This window comes from uncultured Marivirga sp. (assembly GCF_963974845.1).
In the GTDB taxonomy this organism is placed as follows: Bacteria; Bacteroidota; Bacteroidia; order Cytophagales; family Cyclobacteriaceae; genus Marivirga; species Marivirga harenae.
The window spans coordinates 445,709-463,990 of sequence record NZ_CAXBEQ010000003.1 but is presented as its reverse complement, the minus strand read 5'-3'; the positions used below and the strand labels follow the sequence as shown (position 1 = coordinate 463,990).

14 protein-coding genes and 1 tRNA gene are annotated in these 18,282 nt (G+C 36.5%); 8 read left to right on the top strand and 7 right to left on the bottom strand.

Translation table 11 applies throughout. The annotated features are described in order from the left end of the window. Window positions 1-130: 130 nt before the first annotated feature. Together tnpA and pth are read left to right on the top strand one after the other, a co-directional pair. Window positions 131-583, top strand: a complete 453-nt coding sequence (tnpA, locus tag AAC601_RS09510) for an IS200/IS605 family transposase (protein WP_340153082.1) — start codon at window positions 131-133, stop codon at window positions 581-583. A gap of 387 nt (window positions 584-970) precedes the next feature. Continuing rightward, window positions 971-1,531, top strand: a complete 561-nt coding sequence (gene pth / locus AAC601_RS09505; protein ID WP_340153081.1) for an aminoacyl-tRNA hydrolase — start codon at window positions 971-973, stop codon at window positions 1,529-1,531. 125 nt (window positions 1,532-1,656) lie between these two features. On the opposite strand, the gene AAC601_RS09500 is transcribed toward pth, so the two are convergent. From AAC601_RS09500 to AAC601_RS09480, 5 genes are all read right to left on the bottom strand, one after another. Next, entirely contained in the window at window positions 1,657-2,913 is a 1,257-nt protein-coding gene (locus AAC601_RS09500) for a metallophosphoesterase (RefSeq protein WP_340153080.1), read from the bottom strand. Window positions 2,914-3,003: 90 nt separating this feature from the next. Further along, window positions 3,004-6,408 (bottom strand): efflux RND transporter permease subunit, encoded by a 3,405-nt coding sequence (locus AAC601_RS09495; RefSeq protein ID WP_303269032.1) that lies wholly within the window; start codon window positions 6,406-6,408, stop codon window positions 3,004-3,006. Between the two features lie 18 nt (window positions 6,409-6,426). Then, on the bottom strand, window positions 6,427-7,563 hold the full coding sequence (locus AAC601_RS09490) for an efflux RND transporter periplasmic adaptor subunit (protein ID WP_340153079.1): 1,137 nt from the start codon (window positions 7,561-7,563) through the stop codon (window positions 6,427-6,429). A gap of 28 nt (window positions 7,564-7,591) precedes the next feature. Then, on the bottom strand, window positions 7,592-8,950 hold the full coding sequence (locus tag AAC601_RS09485; RefSeq protein WP_340153078.1) for a TolC family protein: 1,359 nt from the start codon (window positions 8,948-8,950) through the stop codon (window positions 7,592-7,594). Continuing rightward, complete coding sequence (locus AAC601_RS09480) at window positions 8,943-9,557, bottom strand: TetR/AcrR family transcriptional regulator (RefSeq protein WP_340153077.1); 615 nt, start codon at window positions 9,555-9,557, stop codon at window positions 8,943-8,945. The genes AAC601_RS09485 and AAC601_RS09480 overlap by 8 nt, the downstream gene beginning before the upstream one ends. A 219-nt stretch (window positions 9,558-9,776) precedes the next feature. Here AAC601_RS09480 and AAC601_RS09475 point away from each other — a divergent pair, with 219 nt between their 5' ends. The 6 genes from AAC601_RS09475 (at window position 9,777) to AAC601_RS09450 (ending at window position 16,924) form a co-directional block, all read left to right on the top strand. Continuing rightward, window positions 9,777-10,580, top strand: coding sequence for an alpha/beta hydrolase (locus AAC601_RS09475; protein WP_340153076.1), 804 nt, complete (start codon window positions 9,777-9,779; stop codon window positions 10,578-10,580). A gap of 197 nt (window positions 10,581-10,777) precedes the next feature. Then, window positions 10,778-14,467 (top strand): phosphoribosylformylglycinamidine synthase, encoded by a 3,690-nt coding sequence (gene purL, locus AAC601_RS09470; protein WP_340153075.1) that lies wholly within the window; start codon window positions 10,778-10,780, stop codon window positions 14,465-14,467. Window positions 14,468-14,535: 68 nt separating this feature from the next. Then, on the top strand, window positions 14,536-15,090 hold the full coding sequence (locus AAC601_RS09465; protein WP_303269026.1) for a DUF4136 domain-containing protein: 555 nt from the start codon (window positions 14,536-14,538) through the stop codon (window positions 15,088-15,090). Window positions 15,091-15,167: 77 nt separating this feature from the next. Beyond that, window positions 15,168-15,240, top strand: a tRNA-Gln gene (locus tag AAC601_RS09460). A gap of 63 nt (window positions 15,241-15,303) precedes the next feature. Continuing rightward, the gene (locus AAC601_RS09455; RefSeq protein WP_303269025.1) at window positions 15,304-16,230 is read left to right on the top strand and encodes a ribose-phosphate pyrophosphokinase; all 927 of its coding nucleotides are present in this window, start codon (window positions 15,304-15,306) and stop codon (window positions 16,228-16,230) included. Between the two features lie 43 nt (window positions 16,231-16,273). Continuing rightward, window positions 16,274-16,924 carry a 50S ribosomal protein L25/general stress protein Ctc gene (locus AAC601_RS09450; protein ID WP_340153074.1) on the top strand — a complete coding sequence of 217 codons (651 nt, stop codon included), beginning with the start codon at window positions 16,274-16,276 and terminating at the stop codon, window positions 16,922-16,924. A 243-nt stretch (window positions 16,925-17,167) separates the two neighbouring features. On the opposite strand, the gene AAC601_RS09445 is transcribed toward AAC601_RS09450, so the two are convergent. Both AAC601_RS09445 and AAC601_RS09440 read right to left on the bottom strand, forming a co-directional pair. Next, window positions 17,168-17,431 carry a hypothetical protein gene (locus tag AAC601_RS09445; protein WP_340153073.1) on the bottom strand — a complete coding sequence of 88 codons (264 nt, stop codon included), beginning with the start codon at window positions 17,429-17,431 and terminating at the stop codon, window positions 17,168-17,170. An 82-nt stretch (window positions 17,432-17,513) separates the two neighbouring features. Further along, window positions 17,514-18,278, bottom strand: coding sequence for a hypothetical protein (locus AAC601_RS09440; RefSeq protein WP_340153072.1), 765 nt, complete (start codon window positions 18,276-18,278; stop codon window positions 17,514-17,516). Window positions 18,279-18,282: the final 4 nt, after the last annotated feature.

The window sequence follows — 18,282 nt, the reverse complement described above, 5'->3', positions numbered from 1 at the left end:
AAAATGATCCGATATTGTAATCGGACAAAGGAAAGTCCCGAAGGGACTATATATCTTAATATGGGGTGTAACCCCATGCTAAAAAAAGCCAAAACTCAACCCAGCCCTGAAGGGGCGAAATATTTGAACCATGGGACAATCACTTGTACAAAATTATCTTCACATAATATTCAGTACCAAAAATAGACAACCACTTATTACTAAAAGTATAGAGCCAGAATTGCATGGCTATATAGGAGGGATTTGCAATAGATTAGGATGTCAAGTCATTAAAGTAGGCGGATACACAGACCACATTCACCTACTTTGCAGACTATCTAAAAATATCACTTTGACTAAACTCATGCAGGAAATAAAGTCTCACTCTTCTAAATGGATCAAAACTAAAGGAGAAGAATTTGATGATTTCTATTGGCAAAATGGATATGGCGCCTTTTCTGTAAATTGTTCTCAAGTAAATCCAGTGATTGAATATATTGCTGGGCAACACGAACATCATCGGAAGAAAACATTTCAAGAAGAATACATAGCGTTTTTAAAGAAGTATGATGTTGATTATGATGAACGCTACGTCTGGGACTGATCATGTCATGCCGCCCTTTCAGGGTTTTGGGAACGGCTACTACCTTTCGCACAGGGCTTCACCCCGTGTTAGAGAAATACGTCCTTTCAGGACTGAATATCCCTAGTGACCCTATTTTCATCTTGATCAACCCTAGAGTCCCGAAGGGACGAAATATCTGAATATGGGGTGAAGCCCACCCTTAAAAATCAAAACTCAACTTAGCCCTGAAGGGGTGAAATATGCCAAATACTGTTAGTTGAAACCGAAACAGAGGATCTACCTAGAAATGCTTTAATCTAGCCTGCTCCTATTACAAATTATATTCATCTAATTTGAATCGATAATTGCTCGGCACTCCGATAAAAATGACCTATTTTTGGATTCAAATAAAAATGTACTTCATCCATGAAATACCTAATAGCAGGTTTGGGCAATATTGGCCCTGAATATGAAATCACTCGTCATAACATCGGTTTTTTAACTTTAGACAGATTGGCCGACCAGCAAAAAGTGGAGTTTGAAACCCTGAAATTGGCTATGAAAAGTGAATTTAAATATAAAGGAAGGCAAATCCACCTCATTAAGCCGACAACTTATATGAATCTCTCAGGCAAAGCCATCAACTATTGGATGCAGGAACTAAAAATCCCTAAAGAAAACTTATTAGTCATAACAGATGATATTGCCTTGCCTTTTGGAAAGCTGAGATTGAGAGCAAAAGGTTCAGCAGCTGGTCATAATGGTCTGAAAAATATTGAGGATTTAACAGGCGGTCAGAATTATGCTCGATTAAAGTTCGGCATTGGAGACAACTTTCACAAAGGCCAGCAAGTGGATTATGTTTTAAGCCCTTTCAGTCAGCAGGAGTTTGATGAATTACCCTTCATGATGGACAAGGCCTGTGATATGGTTTTAGGCTTTTCTACCATTGGAGTCAATAGAACCATGAGCGAGTTTAATGATTGAGGATGTTGTGCATTTTTCTACGCATTCAATTTCTACAATAAAAAAGTCAGCAAAAAGTTAAAAGAAGCTAGCGGATACTATTAGAATTGGATTACTACTTTGAGGTTTTTTTGTATTTACATCAATTAACTACTTCTCAACTCCAAAATTGTAATTTCAGGTGGTATCCCAATCCTTCCGGGATAGCCTAAATAGCCATATCCCCTATTTACATATAAATTTTGATTGCCTTCTTGGTAAAGTCCTGCCCATTGTTTGTATACATATTGAGACGGACTCCACTTAAAGCCAGGGACTTCTATCCCAAATTGAAATCCATGGGTATGTCCGGCCAGCATTAAATCAATATCAGGATAGTCTTTTCTAATTTGTGCATCCCAATGACTTGGGTCATGGGAAAGCAATATTTTAGTGGGTATATCTTCAGTGCCCGCATAAGCTTTGCTGATATCACCATATTTAGCAAATCTTCCAGCTCCCCAGTTTTCCACTCCGAGTACTGACAAGGGCTCATTATCTACTTTCAAAATCCTGTTTTCATTGGTTAGTAAATCCCATCCCATAATACCATGAGCATCTTTTAAGTCTGCAAGGTTTTTTGCTTTTGCTTTTTCGCTACTCCAGTTCTTATAGTCTCCGTAATCATGATTCCCTAAAGTAGAATACACTCCTAGATCAGCTTTCAATTTCGAAAAAATTGGAATATATTTCTCGACTTCTTTAGCTTCATTATTGACCAGATCACCAGTAAAGAAGATAAGATCTGGCTTTTCCGCCAAAAGCATATCTACTCCTCCCTCTACAGCTATTCTATTCCAAAAACTACCACTGTGGATATCGGAAAGCTGTGCCACTTTAACTCCATGCCAAGCCTTAGGTAAATTGGGTATCACAATGGATTTTCTCCGAATTCGATAATCATGTGCTCCTGAAATAATACCGAAACTCATGGCCGCTAAGGGTAAGCTTCCAGCGACCAAGGCTGACTTCGCAAAAAATTCTGATCTACTGATTTTTTCACCTCCATCAGGACTGCTAGAATTATTTATTAGATCTGAAATCTTATAAAAACTCCATTGTCCGAATCTGATAATATCTCCAATGAACAAGACCAGTAACGCAATCGTTTTGGAAATGTAATTCATGAATACAATCACCAACATAAACTGTCTAGCAACTCTTGAAAACAAGTCAGGATTGGTGAAGTGATACAGAAAAAAGCCCACCAAAGTAATAGCCGTAAATCCCCAATAGATCCCAAAAGCAATGTTCTTTCCAAGTGGGGCAAAATTTTGAACAGCAATCTTAACCGCCTGAAAGACATATAGGTCAATCAAAATGAAAACTACTGCTACCAGCGGTATGAGTATGATTTTGGACATGAGTTAAGTTGGATGAATGAGATTGGATGTAGGCTGGAAGGGTAAAAGATAATGGAGTGTTAACATCCATCATCCTTCACCCTGCATCCATCATCTACCTATCCCAAATTTAGCATTTAATTGATTTGCAATAAGATACATTACTGGTACAATAACTAACGTTAAGAAAGTTGCAAATGACAATCCAAATATAATTGTCCAACAAATCGGCTCCCAGAACATAACAGAATCTCCACCAAGGTAAAAGTCTGGATCGTAGCTTGTAAATAATTGAATGAAATCGAAATTGAAACCTATAGCCAAAGGAATTAAACCTATAATGGTCGTTATAGCAGTTAGCAATACGGGTCTCAAACGTGTTTTCCCTGCCAGCATTACTGCCTCTTTTACCATCTCATAAGTTAAACTTTCGCCTTCTTCAAGGTTTAATTTCTTATTGGATTTACTAATTTCAATGAAATCTATCAGTACTATGGCATTATTTACCACAATACCTGCTAAAGATATAATTCCAATCATGGTCATTACAATCACGAAATCCATTTGAAAAACTACAAGCCCCAAGAAAACTCCAATGGTACTGAAAACCACAGAACTCATGATGATAAATGGTGCTGTTAATCTATTAAATTGAGCAACAATGATCAAAAAGATTAAAAATACTGCCAATAATAATGCAATACTTAAAAATTCCAATTCCTCTGCTTGTTCCTCTTGCTCACCTGTGAATTTCACCTCATAACCAGCCGGAACCTCAAATTCTTTCATAGCGGCTTTTAATTGGTTATTTACATTTGTGGCATTATAACCATCCAATATATTGGAATAAACGGTTACTACCCTATCCAATTCTTTTCGATTGATTGAACCATAAGTACTGGTATAACTAACATCCGCCACAGCGCTGATTGGCACTTGATTCACTTTTCCGGAGGATTGATCTCTGTAAGTGATCTTTTTATTAATTAAGGCGTCAACATCATAACGATATTCATCTGTATAGCGTAATTGAATCTCGTAATCATCTTCACCTTCCTTGTATTTAGAAATCTCCTTTCCAAAAAGTCCAGTCCTGATTTCAGTGGCAATGGTGGCGGTACTCAAGCCAAATCTCCTTGCACTTTCCCGATCAATATTTACTGTCAATTCAGGCTTACCAACTTCCAAGTCATTCTTTAAGTCTTCAATTCCGCCAATACTTTGTTTATTGATAAATACGGTCAGATCTTCGGTGATTTGAATCAATTTATCATAATCCTCACCACTAATTTCAATATTTAATGGTTTACCCGTAGGTGGACCTGCTTGATCTTTATCTACCGTGATGGAAACTCCCGCATACTTATCAGAAACCGCTTCTCGAATCTCATTCATAACTTTTGTAGTGGAAACTCCTTCTCTATATTTGAATTCCACAAAATTGACGGTTATCCTTCCCTTGTTGGGCGTATCGGATTGGCCCATAGCAGTCGGATCACTAGGATCACTAGCTCCTCTCCCCACATTAGCTACAACCGACTCTACTATATCAGAGTAGGGAGTAATAACGTCTTTAACTTCATTCTCTATTTTCTTGGAAAACTCATTGGTATATTCAACATCTGTTCCTACCGGGAATTCTACAAAAACATTCACATACTTGGGCTCATTTTCCGGAAAAAACAAGACATTCGGAGTAAATGCACCTAGCAACATCACTGAACCCACTAAAGCTACAACAGTCCCACCTAGAAAGAAGTAAGGATTCCATCCTTGTACTGCAAAGCCTAAAGTCCGAGAATACAACCTTTCTACGGCTGGCAACAATCCTCTTTGGAATTTTCGCGAAAGTGGGGTTAGAATGTATGTGTTTAAAAGGCCAAGTGCTCCAAATAAAATAGCTAGATTACCTATGGCATAAACTTTCAATAGGATAAATATTGCGCCTATGGCAAATGAAATACCAGCTATTCTCCAAATTCTTTTATAGTTGAGCTTTCCTCCTTCGTCTAATCGCATAAATGAGGCGATGAAGACCGGATTGATTACCAAAGCCACAAATAAAGAAGACCCTAAAGTGATTATTAACGTAATAGGTAAATATTTCATGAATTCACCGATTAGCCCCGGCCAAAATGCCAAGGGTAAAAAGGCAGCTAGCGTGGTAGCAGTGGATGAAATAATTGGCATAGCTACTTCCCCTACTCCTATTTTGGTGGCTTTGATCGGGGAATAGCCTTCCTCCATTAATCGATACACATTTTCCACGACCACAATACCATTGTCCACCAGCATTCCTAATGCCATAATCAGTGAAAAAAGTACAATCATGTTAATGGTAATACCCAGAGCTCCCAATATCATGAACGCCATAAACATCGACATTGGAATGGCGATACCAACAAAAAGCGCATTTCTAGTTCCTAAAAAGAATAAAAGCACTAAGACCACCAAGATAACACCAGAGATAATATTGTTTTCCAAACTACTAACCTGGTCTCTAGTTTGCTGTGATTGATCATTTGTTATCGTAACCACTAAGTCTTCAGGAAAAACCTCTGCTTTAGCGTTCTCCACCACTTCATAGATTTTATCTGTCAAAATCAAGAGGTTTTCACCACTTCTTTTTACAGCATCAACCATCACTACTGCTTCATTATTCAAGCGAGCATAACTCTGTTTCTCCTTGTAATCAAATTCAATAGTGGCTATATCTTTAAGGTAAACGATATTGGCATTTTCATTTTTAATAATCAAATTTTCCAAATCCTTGGGATCATTATATTCACCGGATATTGATACAGTTCTTCTAATCTTCCCTAATTTGATATTACCCCCAGACATGGTCATATTTTCCTGCTGCACTGCTGTTTCAATATCATTAAAACTGATTTTTCGTGCTTCCATTTCTAAAGGATCCACCATGATGCGAACTTCCTTGTCATCAACACCTCTAATTTCTGCTTTAGACATTTCAGGGAATTTCTCCATTTCTTCCTCTAAGTATTCAGCGTACGAATTCAAAGTTTCGACACTGTAATTACCAGAAAGATTTATATTCATAATAGGGAATTCCGCTACATTAAGCTCAAATACATTGGGGTCATCCTGCAAATCGGATGGAAGTTCAGACTTGGCTTGGTCTACTGCATCCTTTACCTCTTGAAGCGCTTCGTCCACATCGGTTTCTGTTGTAAATTCAATGATGATGGTAGAAAAATCCTGCACAGAAGTGGATTTTATATTGTCCACAGAGGAAATCGTATTGATTTCCTTTTCCAAAGGACGGGTAATCAATTTTTCCATATCCGCTGGAGAATTTCCAGGATGAGGTGTTCCAACGTAAATCGTAGGCTGCGAGATTTCCGGGAAGTTTTCTTTTGGTAAGTTGATATAAGAAAACACACCTAAAACCACTATCAATAAAGCCAATACATAAACTGTTGTTCTGTTATTGACCGATAAAGTCGTCAGCCCAAACTCCTTTTCTACTTTCTTTTTATTTTGATCACTCATAAATATCCTATTTCGAAATTATTGTGCTAAACGAACCGCTATTCCATTCACTGCCTCACGATATCCTTCAGAGATAATAACATCTCCAGATTTAATTCCTTTCAGGATTTCAGTATTGCCATTATAGGTTTTTCCTCTTTCGACCCTGACTTTTTCAGCTTTCTTCTGATTCTTTTCTGATTTCACCACATAAACGAAATTCCCAATATTGTCTTGTTGCACAACATCAGAAGGAACTACGATTGCACTCTCATTTTCGTAATCTACTAGGGTCAGACGAGCAAACTGATTAGGTTTCAGCTTGTCCACGAATTCATTAACTTTTACTTCCAATTGAAAAGTACGGTTATTGGGATTGATGACGTAACTTACTGCGCTTACAATTGTGGAAAATGACTTTTTAATGGAGGGCAAATAAACTTCTACAGAATCACCCTGATCAAAATCATTAATATAATCCTCTGAAACGGCTGCTTGCAAATACATTTCCTCTTGACTTACCATATTTAAAATAGGCATTCCTGGCTGCACCAATTCTCCAGTATTGACGCTAACATCATTAATTCTTCCATTGAATGGAGCTCTTATGAAGGCCATGTCTAATTGCGATTGAGCTGTGGCCAATTGCCGCTCCAATGTTTCCTTTCTATTTTTTGCTTCTAGATACTGAACTTCAGTTCCAATCTTTTGCTCCCACAGGTTCTTTTGTTTTTCAAAAATAGTGCCCGCTAAATCTAGAGCTGTTTTCAATTCCTTAATACTATTCTCTGTAGTAGGCGCATCCAATTTCACCAAAAGTTGGTTGCGTTTCACCATATCTCCGGGCGATACATTTACTTGGGTAACTCTACCCATTGTTTCAGCTCCCATAGTAATATTTTTACGCGAGGCAACCTCTCCCTGAACCTGAATTTTATGTTTAAAATCCATTGGTTTTACTGTTTCAGATTTAATTAAAACAGATTGATCAGTAACTTTAGCAAACTCAGGATCCAGTTCAGCAATTTGCTCTTTCAATTCAGCTGCTTCAATAGTTTGGGACTGAATGTCCTTTTCTATTTTCTCCAGTTTTGCTTTCAGCTTCTCTGATTCAGAACCCTCGTTGCAGGCTCCCATTAAAACAGCAAGTGCAAGTATTAAAATTGAATTTTTCATTATTATAGTTGGTCTCATTTTTTTCAAATCAATAAAGTATTCCTAATGCTTTTTCTAATTCTATTTTGGCAATTACAGCATCATATAAAGAGCCATAATAATTGGTTTCTGCCTCTTTTTTAGCAGTTTCAGCATCCAATAACTCTCGGCTGCTAGCCATTCCATTTTTGTATTTGGTTTCTACCTGTTTGTAAACCGAAAGTGCTAATTCCATATTTTGCTTTTGAACGTCCAGGCTTTCCTTAGCAGATTTTAGATCATTTTCAGCTTGTGTAATTTCCATATTAATAGAGCTTTGTAATTGCTCCTTTTGGATTTCAATTTGCTCTATTTGGATTCGGTTTTTCTCCATTTTGCTCGAGCGATTTAAGCCAGTAAACAAATCCCACTGAAAACTTAAACCAATAGCACCGAAACTTAACCATCTGTCGTTAAATTGAAATAGCTCTGAAGTCCGGTTTGTACCCGTGTTCCAGCCGTAATTAGCATTTGCATATAATTTAGGCAATAAAGTGGCCTTATTGTTTCTAAGATCTAAATTGGCCAAATCCTGGTTAGTTTGTAAAACGGAATATTCAACTCTTTCCCTATAGTCAAAATTTTCTGTCTTGTTTAAGTATTCACCAACTTCCAAATTCAAAGTTGAAATATTCCCTGAGAGTTCAAGTGGTGAATTCAAAGCCATTCCCATTTGGAACTTAAGCATGTTCATGGAAACATTAAAATTTCTTTTTGCTTTGCTGTTTTCAGTCTGAATGTTGTTGTAATTTACTGTAATCCTATCAACATCTATTTTTTCAGCAAAACCGTTTTCATATAAAGCACTTGTTTCATTCAAAACCCTTTGCAGTTGCTCTTGGTTTGCATCTAACAATTCAAGACGCTCCTGAGAAATTAAAACCAAATAATAGGCTTTGGTAATAGCTTCCACGGTTTCCACTTCCGATTGATTAGATTCTTTTTGCCTTAATTCTCTTAATGTTTTGGCGGCTTGTAATCCAACAAAATACGATCCGTCAAAAAGAAGTTGCGAAACTGAAAAATTGGCATTTCCATCGTAATCTACTCCAAAAGGTGCTGCCACTGAATTTTCAGGATCGCCTTGCGGATTCACAAAAGTTTCCGGAAGGAAAGCCTTTTGAACTTCATAATTATAATTCACCCCAGTCTGAAACTTGACTTGTGGCAATCCCATTGATCTGGTTTCCCCAACTTGAGTTTCTGCTATCGCCTCTTCCAATCTGGTGGTTTTTAGATTACGATTATTTTCTAATGCGTAATTCACGCATTCCTCCAAACTCATTGGATTGGCACTCTCCTCTTGGCCCAATAAACTCAATGGCATTAATAAAGCCATGGCACAAAAAAATCTGATTTTGTTAAGCATGCTGCTCTTCATTTAAATATTGATTATATTTCTCTTTTCCTTTTTCTGTTAAAATACCATGTAAAAAATGGTCAAATAGCTGTTCATGTATTTCCTTAAAATCAAATTTATCTCTTGGATAAATGTCATTATTAAAGGCCAATTGAACTTGCTCAATTCTTTGAATAATAAGGATTTCAGGGTTGATTTCCTTTCTAAAATATCCCGACTTGACGCCATCTTCTAGAATACCTATCATACGTTCTTTAATAAATGTATTTTTAAATTCCAAAAACCTTTTGTGAGCTCTCGGAAAATAACGTTGTAAATCATAAAGTACGGTAGGATTAATGGCCTCTACTTGTCCTTTCATACATTTTGAAATACGATACATCGCTTCAATCGAATTCTTGCTATTGTCCAAAACATTTTCAATTTCCTGACGGTGATCAGAAAAATGCTCATGAACCGACTTAAATACAATGCTGTTCTTATCACTAAAGAATTGATAGATTGTTTTTTTGCTTACACCAACCTTTCTGGCAATGTCGTCCATGGTGATGGATTTCAAGCCGAATTGCATAAATAAGCTTTTTGCGCCCTCTAATATGTTTTTCTCTGTACTCAAATGATTATATTGCGATTTAAACTTGAGAAACTATAATTGGTTTAAAAGTTTCCTGCGTTTCCAACGGGCAAATGTAGCATTTGTTTACATAATTTTATAATTATTGAAAAATATATATAAATTATTGAATAATAGATACTTATAAAAGTAATGGATTTCACGCCATACTAAATTTTAATACTGTTTAATAATTTGAATTATTACAATTATTTTTTATAAATGAAGAATAGCCATATAAACTTTGGTAAAAATACTTTACATTATTCTGTAGCCGGAAATGGCAAAACTCCACTCTTAGCCTTTCATGGCTTTGGACAGTCTAAGGAGATTTACTTACCCTTTTCTAATTTCTTGGGAGAAAAATATACTGTATATGCTTTTGATATATTCTATCATGGTAATAGTGAGTGGAAAGACCGAAATCAAGCTTTAGAAAAGCACGATTGGGAATCAATTTTAAAATCTTTTTTGGAAAAGCATCAGATCGAGAATTTTGCAGTTGTGGGCTACAGCATGGGCGGGAAATTTGCATTGGCGAGCTTGGAGCTATTTCCCAGAAAAATTAATGAGTTTATTTTAATAGCACCTGATGGTATTAAAACTTCATTTTGGTACAGTCTGGCTACTTACCCTAATTCTTTTAGAAGATTCTTCCGGGCAATGATTGTGAAGCCTAAATACTTTTATCAAATATTAACGTTCACCAAAAGCTTAGGTATAGTGGATAAAAGCTTATTGAAATTCGCCAATACTCAAATGAACACTAGAGAGAAACGTAGAAGAGTTTATTTGACTTGGGTTGTTTTCAGACATCTTAAATTTGACTTAAAATTAATTGCCTTCCTCATCAATCAAAATAAAATCCCAATGATGATGTTCACGGGAAAATACGATAAAATCATTACAGCAGACAATATGATGGATTTATTAAAGCATGTTAAAGAATACGAACATGTTATTTTGGAGGCGGGACATAATACCTTGATAGCTGATACAGCAAAGCATTTGGCCCCAGCCCCTTAATCCCCAAAGAGGAAATTTGAGGTACTTTATTCTGTGGCGAGAAAGTATGTATCAAATTAGTAATATTAATTTTCATCAAAGCATTAACAAACTTGCCAACTTGAAAACATGTCAACTTATTTAAGCATTCTCTATTCAAAATAATGGATAATTTCTAACTTTGCGACTTTAATAATTCCACCTACATAAAATTCATTATGCTTAGCTTTTTTCAGGGTAAAAATCACCAAATCTACGCTTTAGGACATCACAATCCATTTTCAGAAACTGACTCAGAAAAACTTTTATGGTTACTGGATGCAGAAAAAGTAATTCCTCCTTCTGCATTAAATGGCATTTATGTGGGGCCTAGAAAAGAAATGGTAAGCCCATGGAGTACAAATGCGGTGGAAATAACTCAAACCATGGGACTAACAGGCATCTTCAGAATTGAAGTGTTTGAAAGCATTGATAAGCTAAGTGACATAATTGACCCGATGCTTCAGGCAAAGTATCAAGGCTTGAATAAAGATATTTTCACTATCGATAAACAGCCTGATGCTGTTGAATTAATTGAGGATATTGCAAGCTATAATGAAAAAGAAGGCTTAGCGCTTAGTATAGAGGAAATTGAATACCTTGAACAGGTTAGCAAAGATTTAGCACGTCCTTTGACCGATAGTGAAGTCTTCGGCTTTTCACAGGTCAATTCTGAGCATTGTAGACATAAAATATTCAATGGAACTTTTGTGATCGATGGAAAAGAAATGCCTCACACACTTTTTCAAATGATTAAAAGGACTTCCAAAGAAAACCCGAACAGAATTGTTTCGGCTTATAAAGATAATGTGGCTTATGTTGAAGGACCTGAAGTAGAACAATTTTCCTCTCCTAATCCTGAAAAAGCAGATTATTTTCAAAAAAAGAAGTTTAAATCTGTTATTTCACTGAAAGCTGAAACCCATAACTTCCCAACTACTGTAGAACCATTCTATGGTGCGGCTACAGGTTCTGGTGGCGAAATCAGAGATAGAATGGCAGGCGGAAAAGCGGGAATCCCATTAGCAGGTACTGCCGTCTATATGACTTCATATTCGCGATTAAAAGATAACAGACCATGGGAAAACCAAATGGAAGAGCGACCTTGGTTGTATCAAAGTCCTGTAGATATTTTGATCAAAGCTTCTAATGGTGCTTCAGATTTTGGAAATAAATTTGGACAACCTCTTATTTCAGGTTCTGTATTAACATTTGAACATGAACATGCCGGGAAAAAGTATGGCTATGATAAAGTAATCATGCAAGCTGGTGGAATTGGTTACGGAGTAGCAGAGCAAAGTAAAAAAGATGTTCCACAAAAAGGCGATAAAATTGTCGTAATGGGTGGTGATAACTATAGAATTGGAATGGGCGGAAGCGCGGTTTCTTCTGTTGATACAGGCTCATTTGCCAATCAAATAGAATTAAATGCCGTTCAGCGTGCAAATCCAGAGATGCAAAAAAGAGTGGCTAATGCGATCCGTGCTATGGCTGAATCTTCAGAAAACCCAATTGTTTCTATACACGACCATGGTGCTGGTGGACATTTAAATTGCCTTTCAGAATTGGTGGAAGACACCGGTGGAAAAATTGATTTAAGGAAACTTCCGGTTGGTGACACTACTTTATCAGCAAAAGAGATAGTTGGAAACGAATCCCAGGAACGAATGGGGCTGGTTATAAAAGCAAAAGATATTGCCAAACTAGAAAAAGTATCCCAACGTGAAAGAGCTCCTTTTTATGTAGTTGGTGAAATTACCGGAGACCACCATTTTAGTTTCGAAGATAAAGAAACTGGAAAAAACCCAGTGGATTGGCCTTTGGCTTCCATGTTCGGGAGTGCTCCAAAGACCATTTTAGCAGATCAAAAACAAACTACTCATTTCACTTCCTTGCAATATGACCCTAAAGAAATTGAAGGCTACATTAAGAATGTTTTGAAATTGGAATCCGTAGCTTGTAAAGACTGGCTGACCAATAAAGTGGATAGATGTGTAACAGGAAAAGTAGCTAAACAACAAACTTCAGGACCAATCCAATTACCTTTGAATAATGTTGCCGTAATGGCATTGGACTTCAAGGGAGAAAAGGGAATTGCCACTTCTATAGGACATGCACCAGTCAGCGCCTTGATTGATCCAAAAGCGGGTTCTGAACTTTCGATTGCAGAAGCCTTGACTAATATCGTTTTCGCCCCAATTCAAGATGGCTTAAAAGGGATTTCCTTAAGTGCCAACTGGATGTGGCCAGCAAAAAATGAAGGTGAGAATGCCAGGTTATATGAAGCGGTGGAAGCCATTAGTGATTTTGCAATAGATCTAGGCATTAACATCCCAACAGGTAAGGATTCTCTTTCCATGGTTCAGAAATATCCTTCAGGGGATAAAGTTTATGCCCCAGGAACTGTAATTATTTCAGCAGCAGGTGAAGTTTCTGATATACGGAAAACATTGGAAACTGCTTTGATCCCAAATGAGGACAGCCACTTGATCTATATCAATATGGGAAAAGGGAGTTTTGAATTGGGCGGTTCAGCATTCGCGCAAACTAGAGCTTCTTTAGGAGAAAAAACTGTTGAAATAAATTCAGCTTCACATTTCAAGGAAGCTTTTGAAGCTGTTCAGAAATTAATTCATGATAAAAAGATTTTATCTGGGCATGACGTTGGCTCTGGGGGTTTGATTACAAGCATTCTCGAAACAGTATTCCCTCATCAAACCCTCGGACTGGATCTGAATTTCAATGATTTTTCTGAGAAAGATTTAGCAAAATTACTATTTAGCGAACAGGCTGGGCTATTACTACAAATTGATGACAAAACTATTTTTGATGAGCTAAAAAATAATGGAATTGATGTAGTTTCATTGGGCACAGTAAACCATTCAGCCAAAGTAAATATCATCAAAGACACTCAAAAATTAATTTTGGACGTAAAAGCACTAAGAGACGAATGGTATGAAACTTCTTATTTGCTAGATGAAAAACAAAGCGGAAAGGACTTAGCTAAAGCTCGCTTTGACAATTATAAGAACCAAAGCTTATCGTTTAACTTCCCTGAGCATTTCAAAGGAACTTTCGAGTCTTTAGGATTAGATTCAAACAGAACTACAGAAAGTGGAATAAAAGCAGCCATTATTAGAGAAAAAGGCGTGAATAGTGAAAGAGAAATGGCTTATATGATGTACATGGCCGGCTTTGATGTGAAAGATATTCACATGACCGATTTAATGAGCGGGGCCGAGGATTTATCAGATGTCAATTTCATTGTTTTTACAGGTGGTTTCTCCAATTCAGATGTATTAGGGTCAGCAAAGGGTTGGGCTGGTGCATTTAAATATAATGATCATGCCAAAACTGCCTTAGAGAAATTCTATGCTAGGAAAGATACGATAAGTATGGGCGTTTGCAACGGCTGCCAATTAATGGTAGCATTAGACTTAATTTACCCAGAGCAGAAAGAGAAAATCACTATGGCCCATAATGATTCTAATAAATTTGAATGTTCATTCGTCAATGTGGAAGTACAAGATAATAATTCGGTGATGCTGAGGAGCTTGAAAAACACCAAGTTTGGAATTTGGGTAGCGCACGGAGAGGGTAAATTTGAAATGCCTTTAAACGAATCTGAGTATAATATACCAGTAAAATACAGCTACGAGCAATACCCTGGCAATCCTAATGGGTCAGATTTCAATTCAGCAGCCATCTGCTCCAAGGACGGCAGACATTTGGCCATTATGCCACATTTAGAACGAAGCATCTTTCCGTGGAACTGGGCTCATTACCCTAATGAAAGAAAATCGGATGATATTTCTCCCTGGGTAGAAGCTTTGGTAAATGCCAGGAAATGGGTTGAGAAAGTGTCGTGAAAATGATAAATTTCAAAATCTTCTGTAAATTCAAAACAGAATAGGAATATTATTGTTAAATTGAGACTATGAAAAAATTTTACATACCTCTGCTATTATTATTTTTGATTATAAATGGTTGCTTTGTTTCTAAAGAATATCCAGTAGAATATGATTACAATTTTCTAGGTGATTTTGATAGCTATAAGTCCTTTGACTTCTTCATGACTGAAACTTATATGCCTGAAGCACCACAAAAATTAGTGAAATCAACGATAAAGAGCCATTTAGAACTTTTAGGATATGAATACAATCCAGATAACCCAAGTTTCTATGTTAGCTATTTTTTCATTGAAGATTCCTTGAAATATAAAGGTTATGAACAGCCAAAGATGGAAAGTTTTATCAGGTACCGCAGCGACACTGAAAAAGAGAAAGAAAAGTATCAGAAGAAGAAGTTTCAAATAGATCAAGGAACGCTAGTCATTAATTTCACTGAAAGCAACGATTATTCAATGATTTGGCAAGGATATACCACCGATTTGTATTCAGAGAACATTTTTGATGATCCTAGAAAGATAAGAGTAGCGGTATTAAGCATATTGAATAATTACTCGCACGTGCCAAACAGAAAAAATAATTAATTTTTTTCAACACTTTATTTGCAAATAAAAAATCCATTTCTACCTTTGTATTCCCTTTGCAAGAGGGGCACAGAAAATGCCCGATGGTGTAACTGGCAACACGTCTGTTTTTGGTACAGAAGAGTCTAGGTTCGAGCCCTAGTCGGGCAACAAAATCCCGTCCTTATTAATATAGGATGGGATATTTTATTTTAAGCGCAAAAAAATAAAACCATGTCCTCTGTCAAAATTTTTTCCGGTTCAACGTCAAAATATCTTTCTGAAAGAATAGCAATGAGCTATGGAAAACCACTTGGGGATGTGGAGTTACAAAAATTCAGTGATGGTGAGCTTTCACCTTACTTTACGGAGTCAATTAGAGGTCATCACGTTTTCCTAATTCAATCAACCTTCCCTCCTGCTGACAATATCATGGAATTGCTTTTGATGATAGATGCAGCTAGAAGAGCAAGTGCATATAAAGTAACATTGGTAGTTCCTTATTTTGGCTATGCACGACAAGACCGGAAGGACAAACCTAGAGTAGCAATTGGGGCTAAAATGTTAGCAAATATTTTTGAAGCAGCAGGTGCAGACAGAATTGTAACGTGCGATTTGCATGCAGGTCAAATCCAAGGCTTCTTTAATATTCCGGTAGATCATATGGATGCTTCTGCTATCTTTGTTCCTTACTTACAGGAAAGCATTACTCCCGACACCATTTTTGCATCACCTGATGTAGGAGGTACAGCGAGAGCACGAAAGTATGCTAAGCACTTCCAACTAGATATGGTAGTTTGTGATAAGCAAAGAAAGAAAGCCAATGAAGTGGCCTCGATGCAGGTAATCGGAGATGTTCAAGATAAAGATGTAATCATTTTTGATGACTTAGTCGATACAGCCGGCACATTATGCAAGGCGGCAGATATGTTGAAGGAGAAAGGCGCAAAATCTGTTAGAGCAATTATTACTCACCCAGTCCTATCTGGAAATGCATATGAAAATATTGCTAATTCGCAGTTGGACGAGTTAATCACGACTGATACTTTACCATTAAAGCAAAAGTCTGACAAAATAAAAGTGCTTTCGGTAGCCGATATGTTTGCCAAAGCCATAAGAAAGATTCATGACAATGAATCTATTAGTTCATTGTTTATTTAAGATTTTAGAAATAGTAATTATTCACTTTTAACAAATATATATTATGAAAACTGTTGAGATTATAGGGTATAAAAGAGCAAATCTTGGCAAAAAAGAGGCGAAAAGATTAAGAGCGGAAGCAATGGTTCCTGCCGTACTATACGGTGGTGACGAACAAATCCACTTTTATGCGCCAATGATTCTTTTTCGCCCGATAGTATTTACTGCAGATGCTCACTTCATTAACATTAACATTGAAGGCGATGAGTACCAAGCAATACTACAAGATGTATCTTTCCACCCAGTAAGCGAAATCATTTTACATGCTGATTTCTTACAATTACATAAAGGTAAGAAAATCAAAATGAACATTCCTGTTCATTTGGAAGGAACTGCACCTGGTGTAACTAAGGGGGGAACTTTGATTCACAAAAGAAGAAATCTTTTGGTAAAAGCTTTACCGAAAGATATGCCTGAGCATATTACTTTAAATATTAGTGCACTTGACTTTGGTAAGTCAATCAAAGTTGAAACAGTATCTGTTGAAAACTGTGAGATTTTAGATACTCCACAGGCATCGATTGCAGTTGTTGAAATTCCAAGAGCACTAAGAGGAAAATCTACGGATGATGAAGAAGATGTTGAAGAGTTAGAAGAAGGAGCTGAAGCACCAGCTGAGGGTGGTGATGCACCGGCAGAAGGAGCTGAAAGCTAATTCACTTTTATACAATTCATTATATTACAAAAAAATCCTGTCTAATTTTTTTTTAGACAGGATTTTTTTTGTTCGTATGCAGAGTAAAATTTCTAAATTTTGTTTTATCACACCTGCTACTCTTTTGCCCTCCCAGGTTCTGAGCGAATAAATTGAAATTCATCTTTAAAATTAAGATCAACTACATTTAGTAACAGATTCTGGAAAGAACACTATTGGCAGTTAATACAAATTTTACCTGAATTAATTACTTGGATGTTCACCTCCTCCTGAAGGATGCTCCTCTTTGGTAGAATCCGACTCCTCATCACTGCTTGGATGTTCTGAACCACTAACATCTGTAGGATGCTCACTTTTTTCTACTTCCTCCATAACTTCTTCCGTTGATCCTTCTTCAGAAGAAGCCTCTTTCTTTCCATCTCCACAAGATGATAACGCAACTGACATAAAGAATATAGCTGCTAAAGCCACTATGCCTTTCGATTTGATTTTCTCTAAAATTTCCATAATTCCTAAATTTATTGTGATTAGTTGAATTGAAAGTTATGAAAATATGTACTCAATTCAATTTTAATGCCTAATAAAAACTCTAATCAATTGAATCGTCTCTAATTATTGTATACAAATTCGTTAATTGATTGTACTGCTGCTGATTCCAGTATTTAATGTTCATTAAGCTATGGTTTTGCTCCTGTAATGATTCCTTAATCACTTTGAAGTTATTCTGAACAGCTTTTTGAACCTCCTTTTGATACTGTTCATGACTTTCAAATCGCTCAGAAAGTAAACCTATTTTTAGTTTTTGCTCCTTTAAATCTGCTCGTATATCTTCTTGTTTCAATCTCATACTGTTATTATCAAGATAAGACTGATACCCAATTGCTCCTATAAATAAGAATAAAAGAAGTAGTATAATACTTGGGATAATAAGGTTTATATTTGACTGCTTTGCTTTTTGGTAAAATTGGTCGGAGGCATTAGGAGCAATGACATACTTTTTAGCTGAATATGAAAATAATTGAATTAATAAGTCCCCATCCGCAATGGTATGTTGTTGATATTCCTCAAAATCATTATTTCCAATTTGCACCGAATTGTCTTCCAGAGGTGTATATGGGATTGAATAACAAAAACCTTCTTCCAACTTTTTTATAAATACAATCAATTGAAAATACTCCGATAATGCGGCTTGCATATTATCTCCCACTTGAATAAATGCAGTTTGGGTATAAGTAGAAATCTGTAAACAGCTTTTAAAAATAAAAAACGGAGCTATATCTTTCAAATACAAAACATCACCTGCTCTTTTTTCAAGCTCTTTAATTACAGTATGTTCGTAATTTGTAAAGTTCATATTC

Bases quoted from the DNA above. Each gene is read 5' to 3' on its own strand.
- AAC601_RS09490 (WP_340153079.1), bottom strand. From the start codon at position 7,563: ATGAAAAATTCAATTTTAATACTTGCACTTGCTGTTTTAATGGGAGCC.
- AAC601_RS09450 (WP_340153074.1), top strand. From the start codon at position 16,274: ATGAAAACTGTTGAGATTATAGGGTATAAAAGAGCAAATCTTGGCAAA.
- AAC601_RS09445 (WP_340153073.1), bottom strand. From the start codon at position 17,431: ATGGAAATTTTAGAGAAAATCAAATCGAAAGGCATAGTGGCTTTAGCA.
- AAC601_RS09500 (WP_340153080.1), bottom strand. From the start codon at position 2,913: ATGTCCAAAATCATACTCATACCGCTGGTAGCAGTAGTTTTCATTTTG.
- AAC601_RS09485 (WP_340153078.1), bottom strand. From the start codon at position 8,950: ATGCTTAACAAAATCAGATTTTTTTGTGCCATGGCTTTATTAATGCCA.
- tnpA (WP_340153082.1), top strand. From the start codon at position 131: ATGGGACAATCACTTGTACAAAATTATCTTCACATAATATTCAGTACC.
- AAC601_RS09440 (WP_340153072.1), bottom strand. From the start codon at position 18,278: ATGAACTTTACAAATTACGAACATACTGTAATTAAAGAGCTTGAAAAA.
- AAC601_RS09475 (WP_340153076.1), top strand. From the start codon at position 9,777: ATGAAGAATAGCCATATAAACTTTGGTAAAAATACTTTACATTATTCT.
- AAC601_RS09455 (WP_303269025.1), top strand. From the start codon at position 15,304: ATGTCCTCTGTCAAAATTTTTTCCGGTTCAACGTCAAAATATCTTTCT.
- pth (WP_340153081.1), top strand. From the start codon at position 971: ATGAAATACCTAATAGCAGGTTTGGGCAATATTGGCCCTGAATATGAA.
- AAC601_RS09465 (WP_303269026.1), top strand. From the start codon at position 14,536: ATGAAAAAATTTTACATACCTCTGCTATTATTATTTTTGATTATAAAT.
- purL (WP_340153075.1), top strand. From the start codon at position 10,778: ATGCTTAGCTTTTTTCAGGGTAAAAATCACCAAATCTACGCTTTAGGA.
- AAC601_RS09495 (WP_303269032.1), bottom strand. From the start codon at position 6,408: ATGAGTGATCAAAATAAAAAGAAAGTAGAAAAGGAGTTTGGGCTGACG.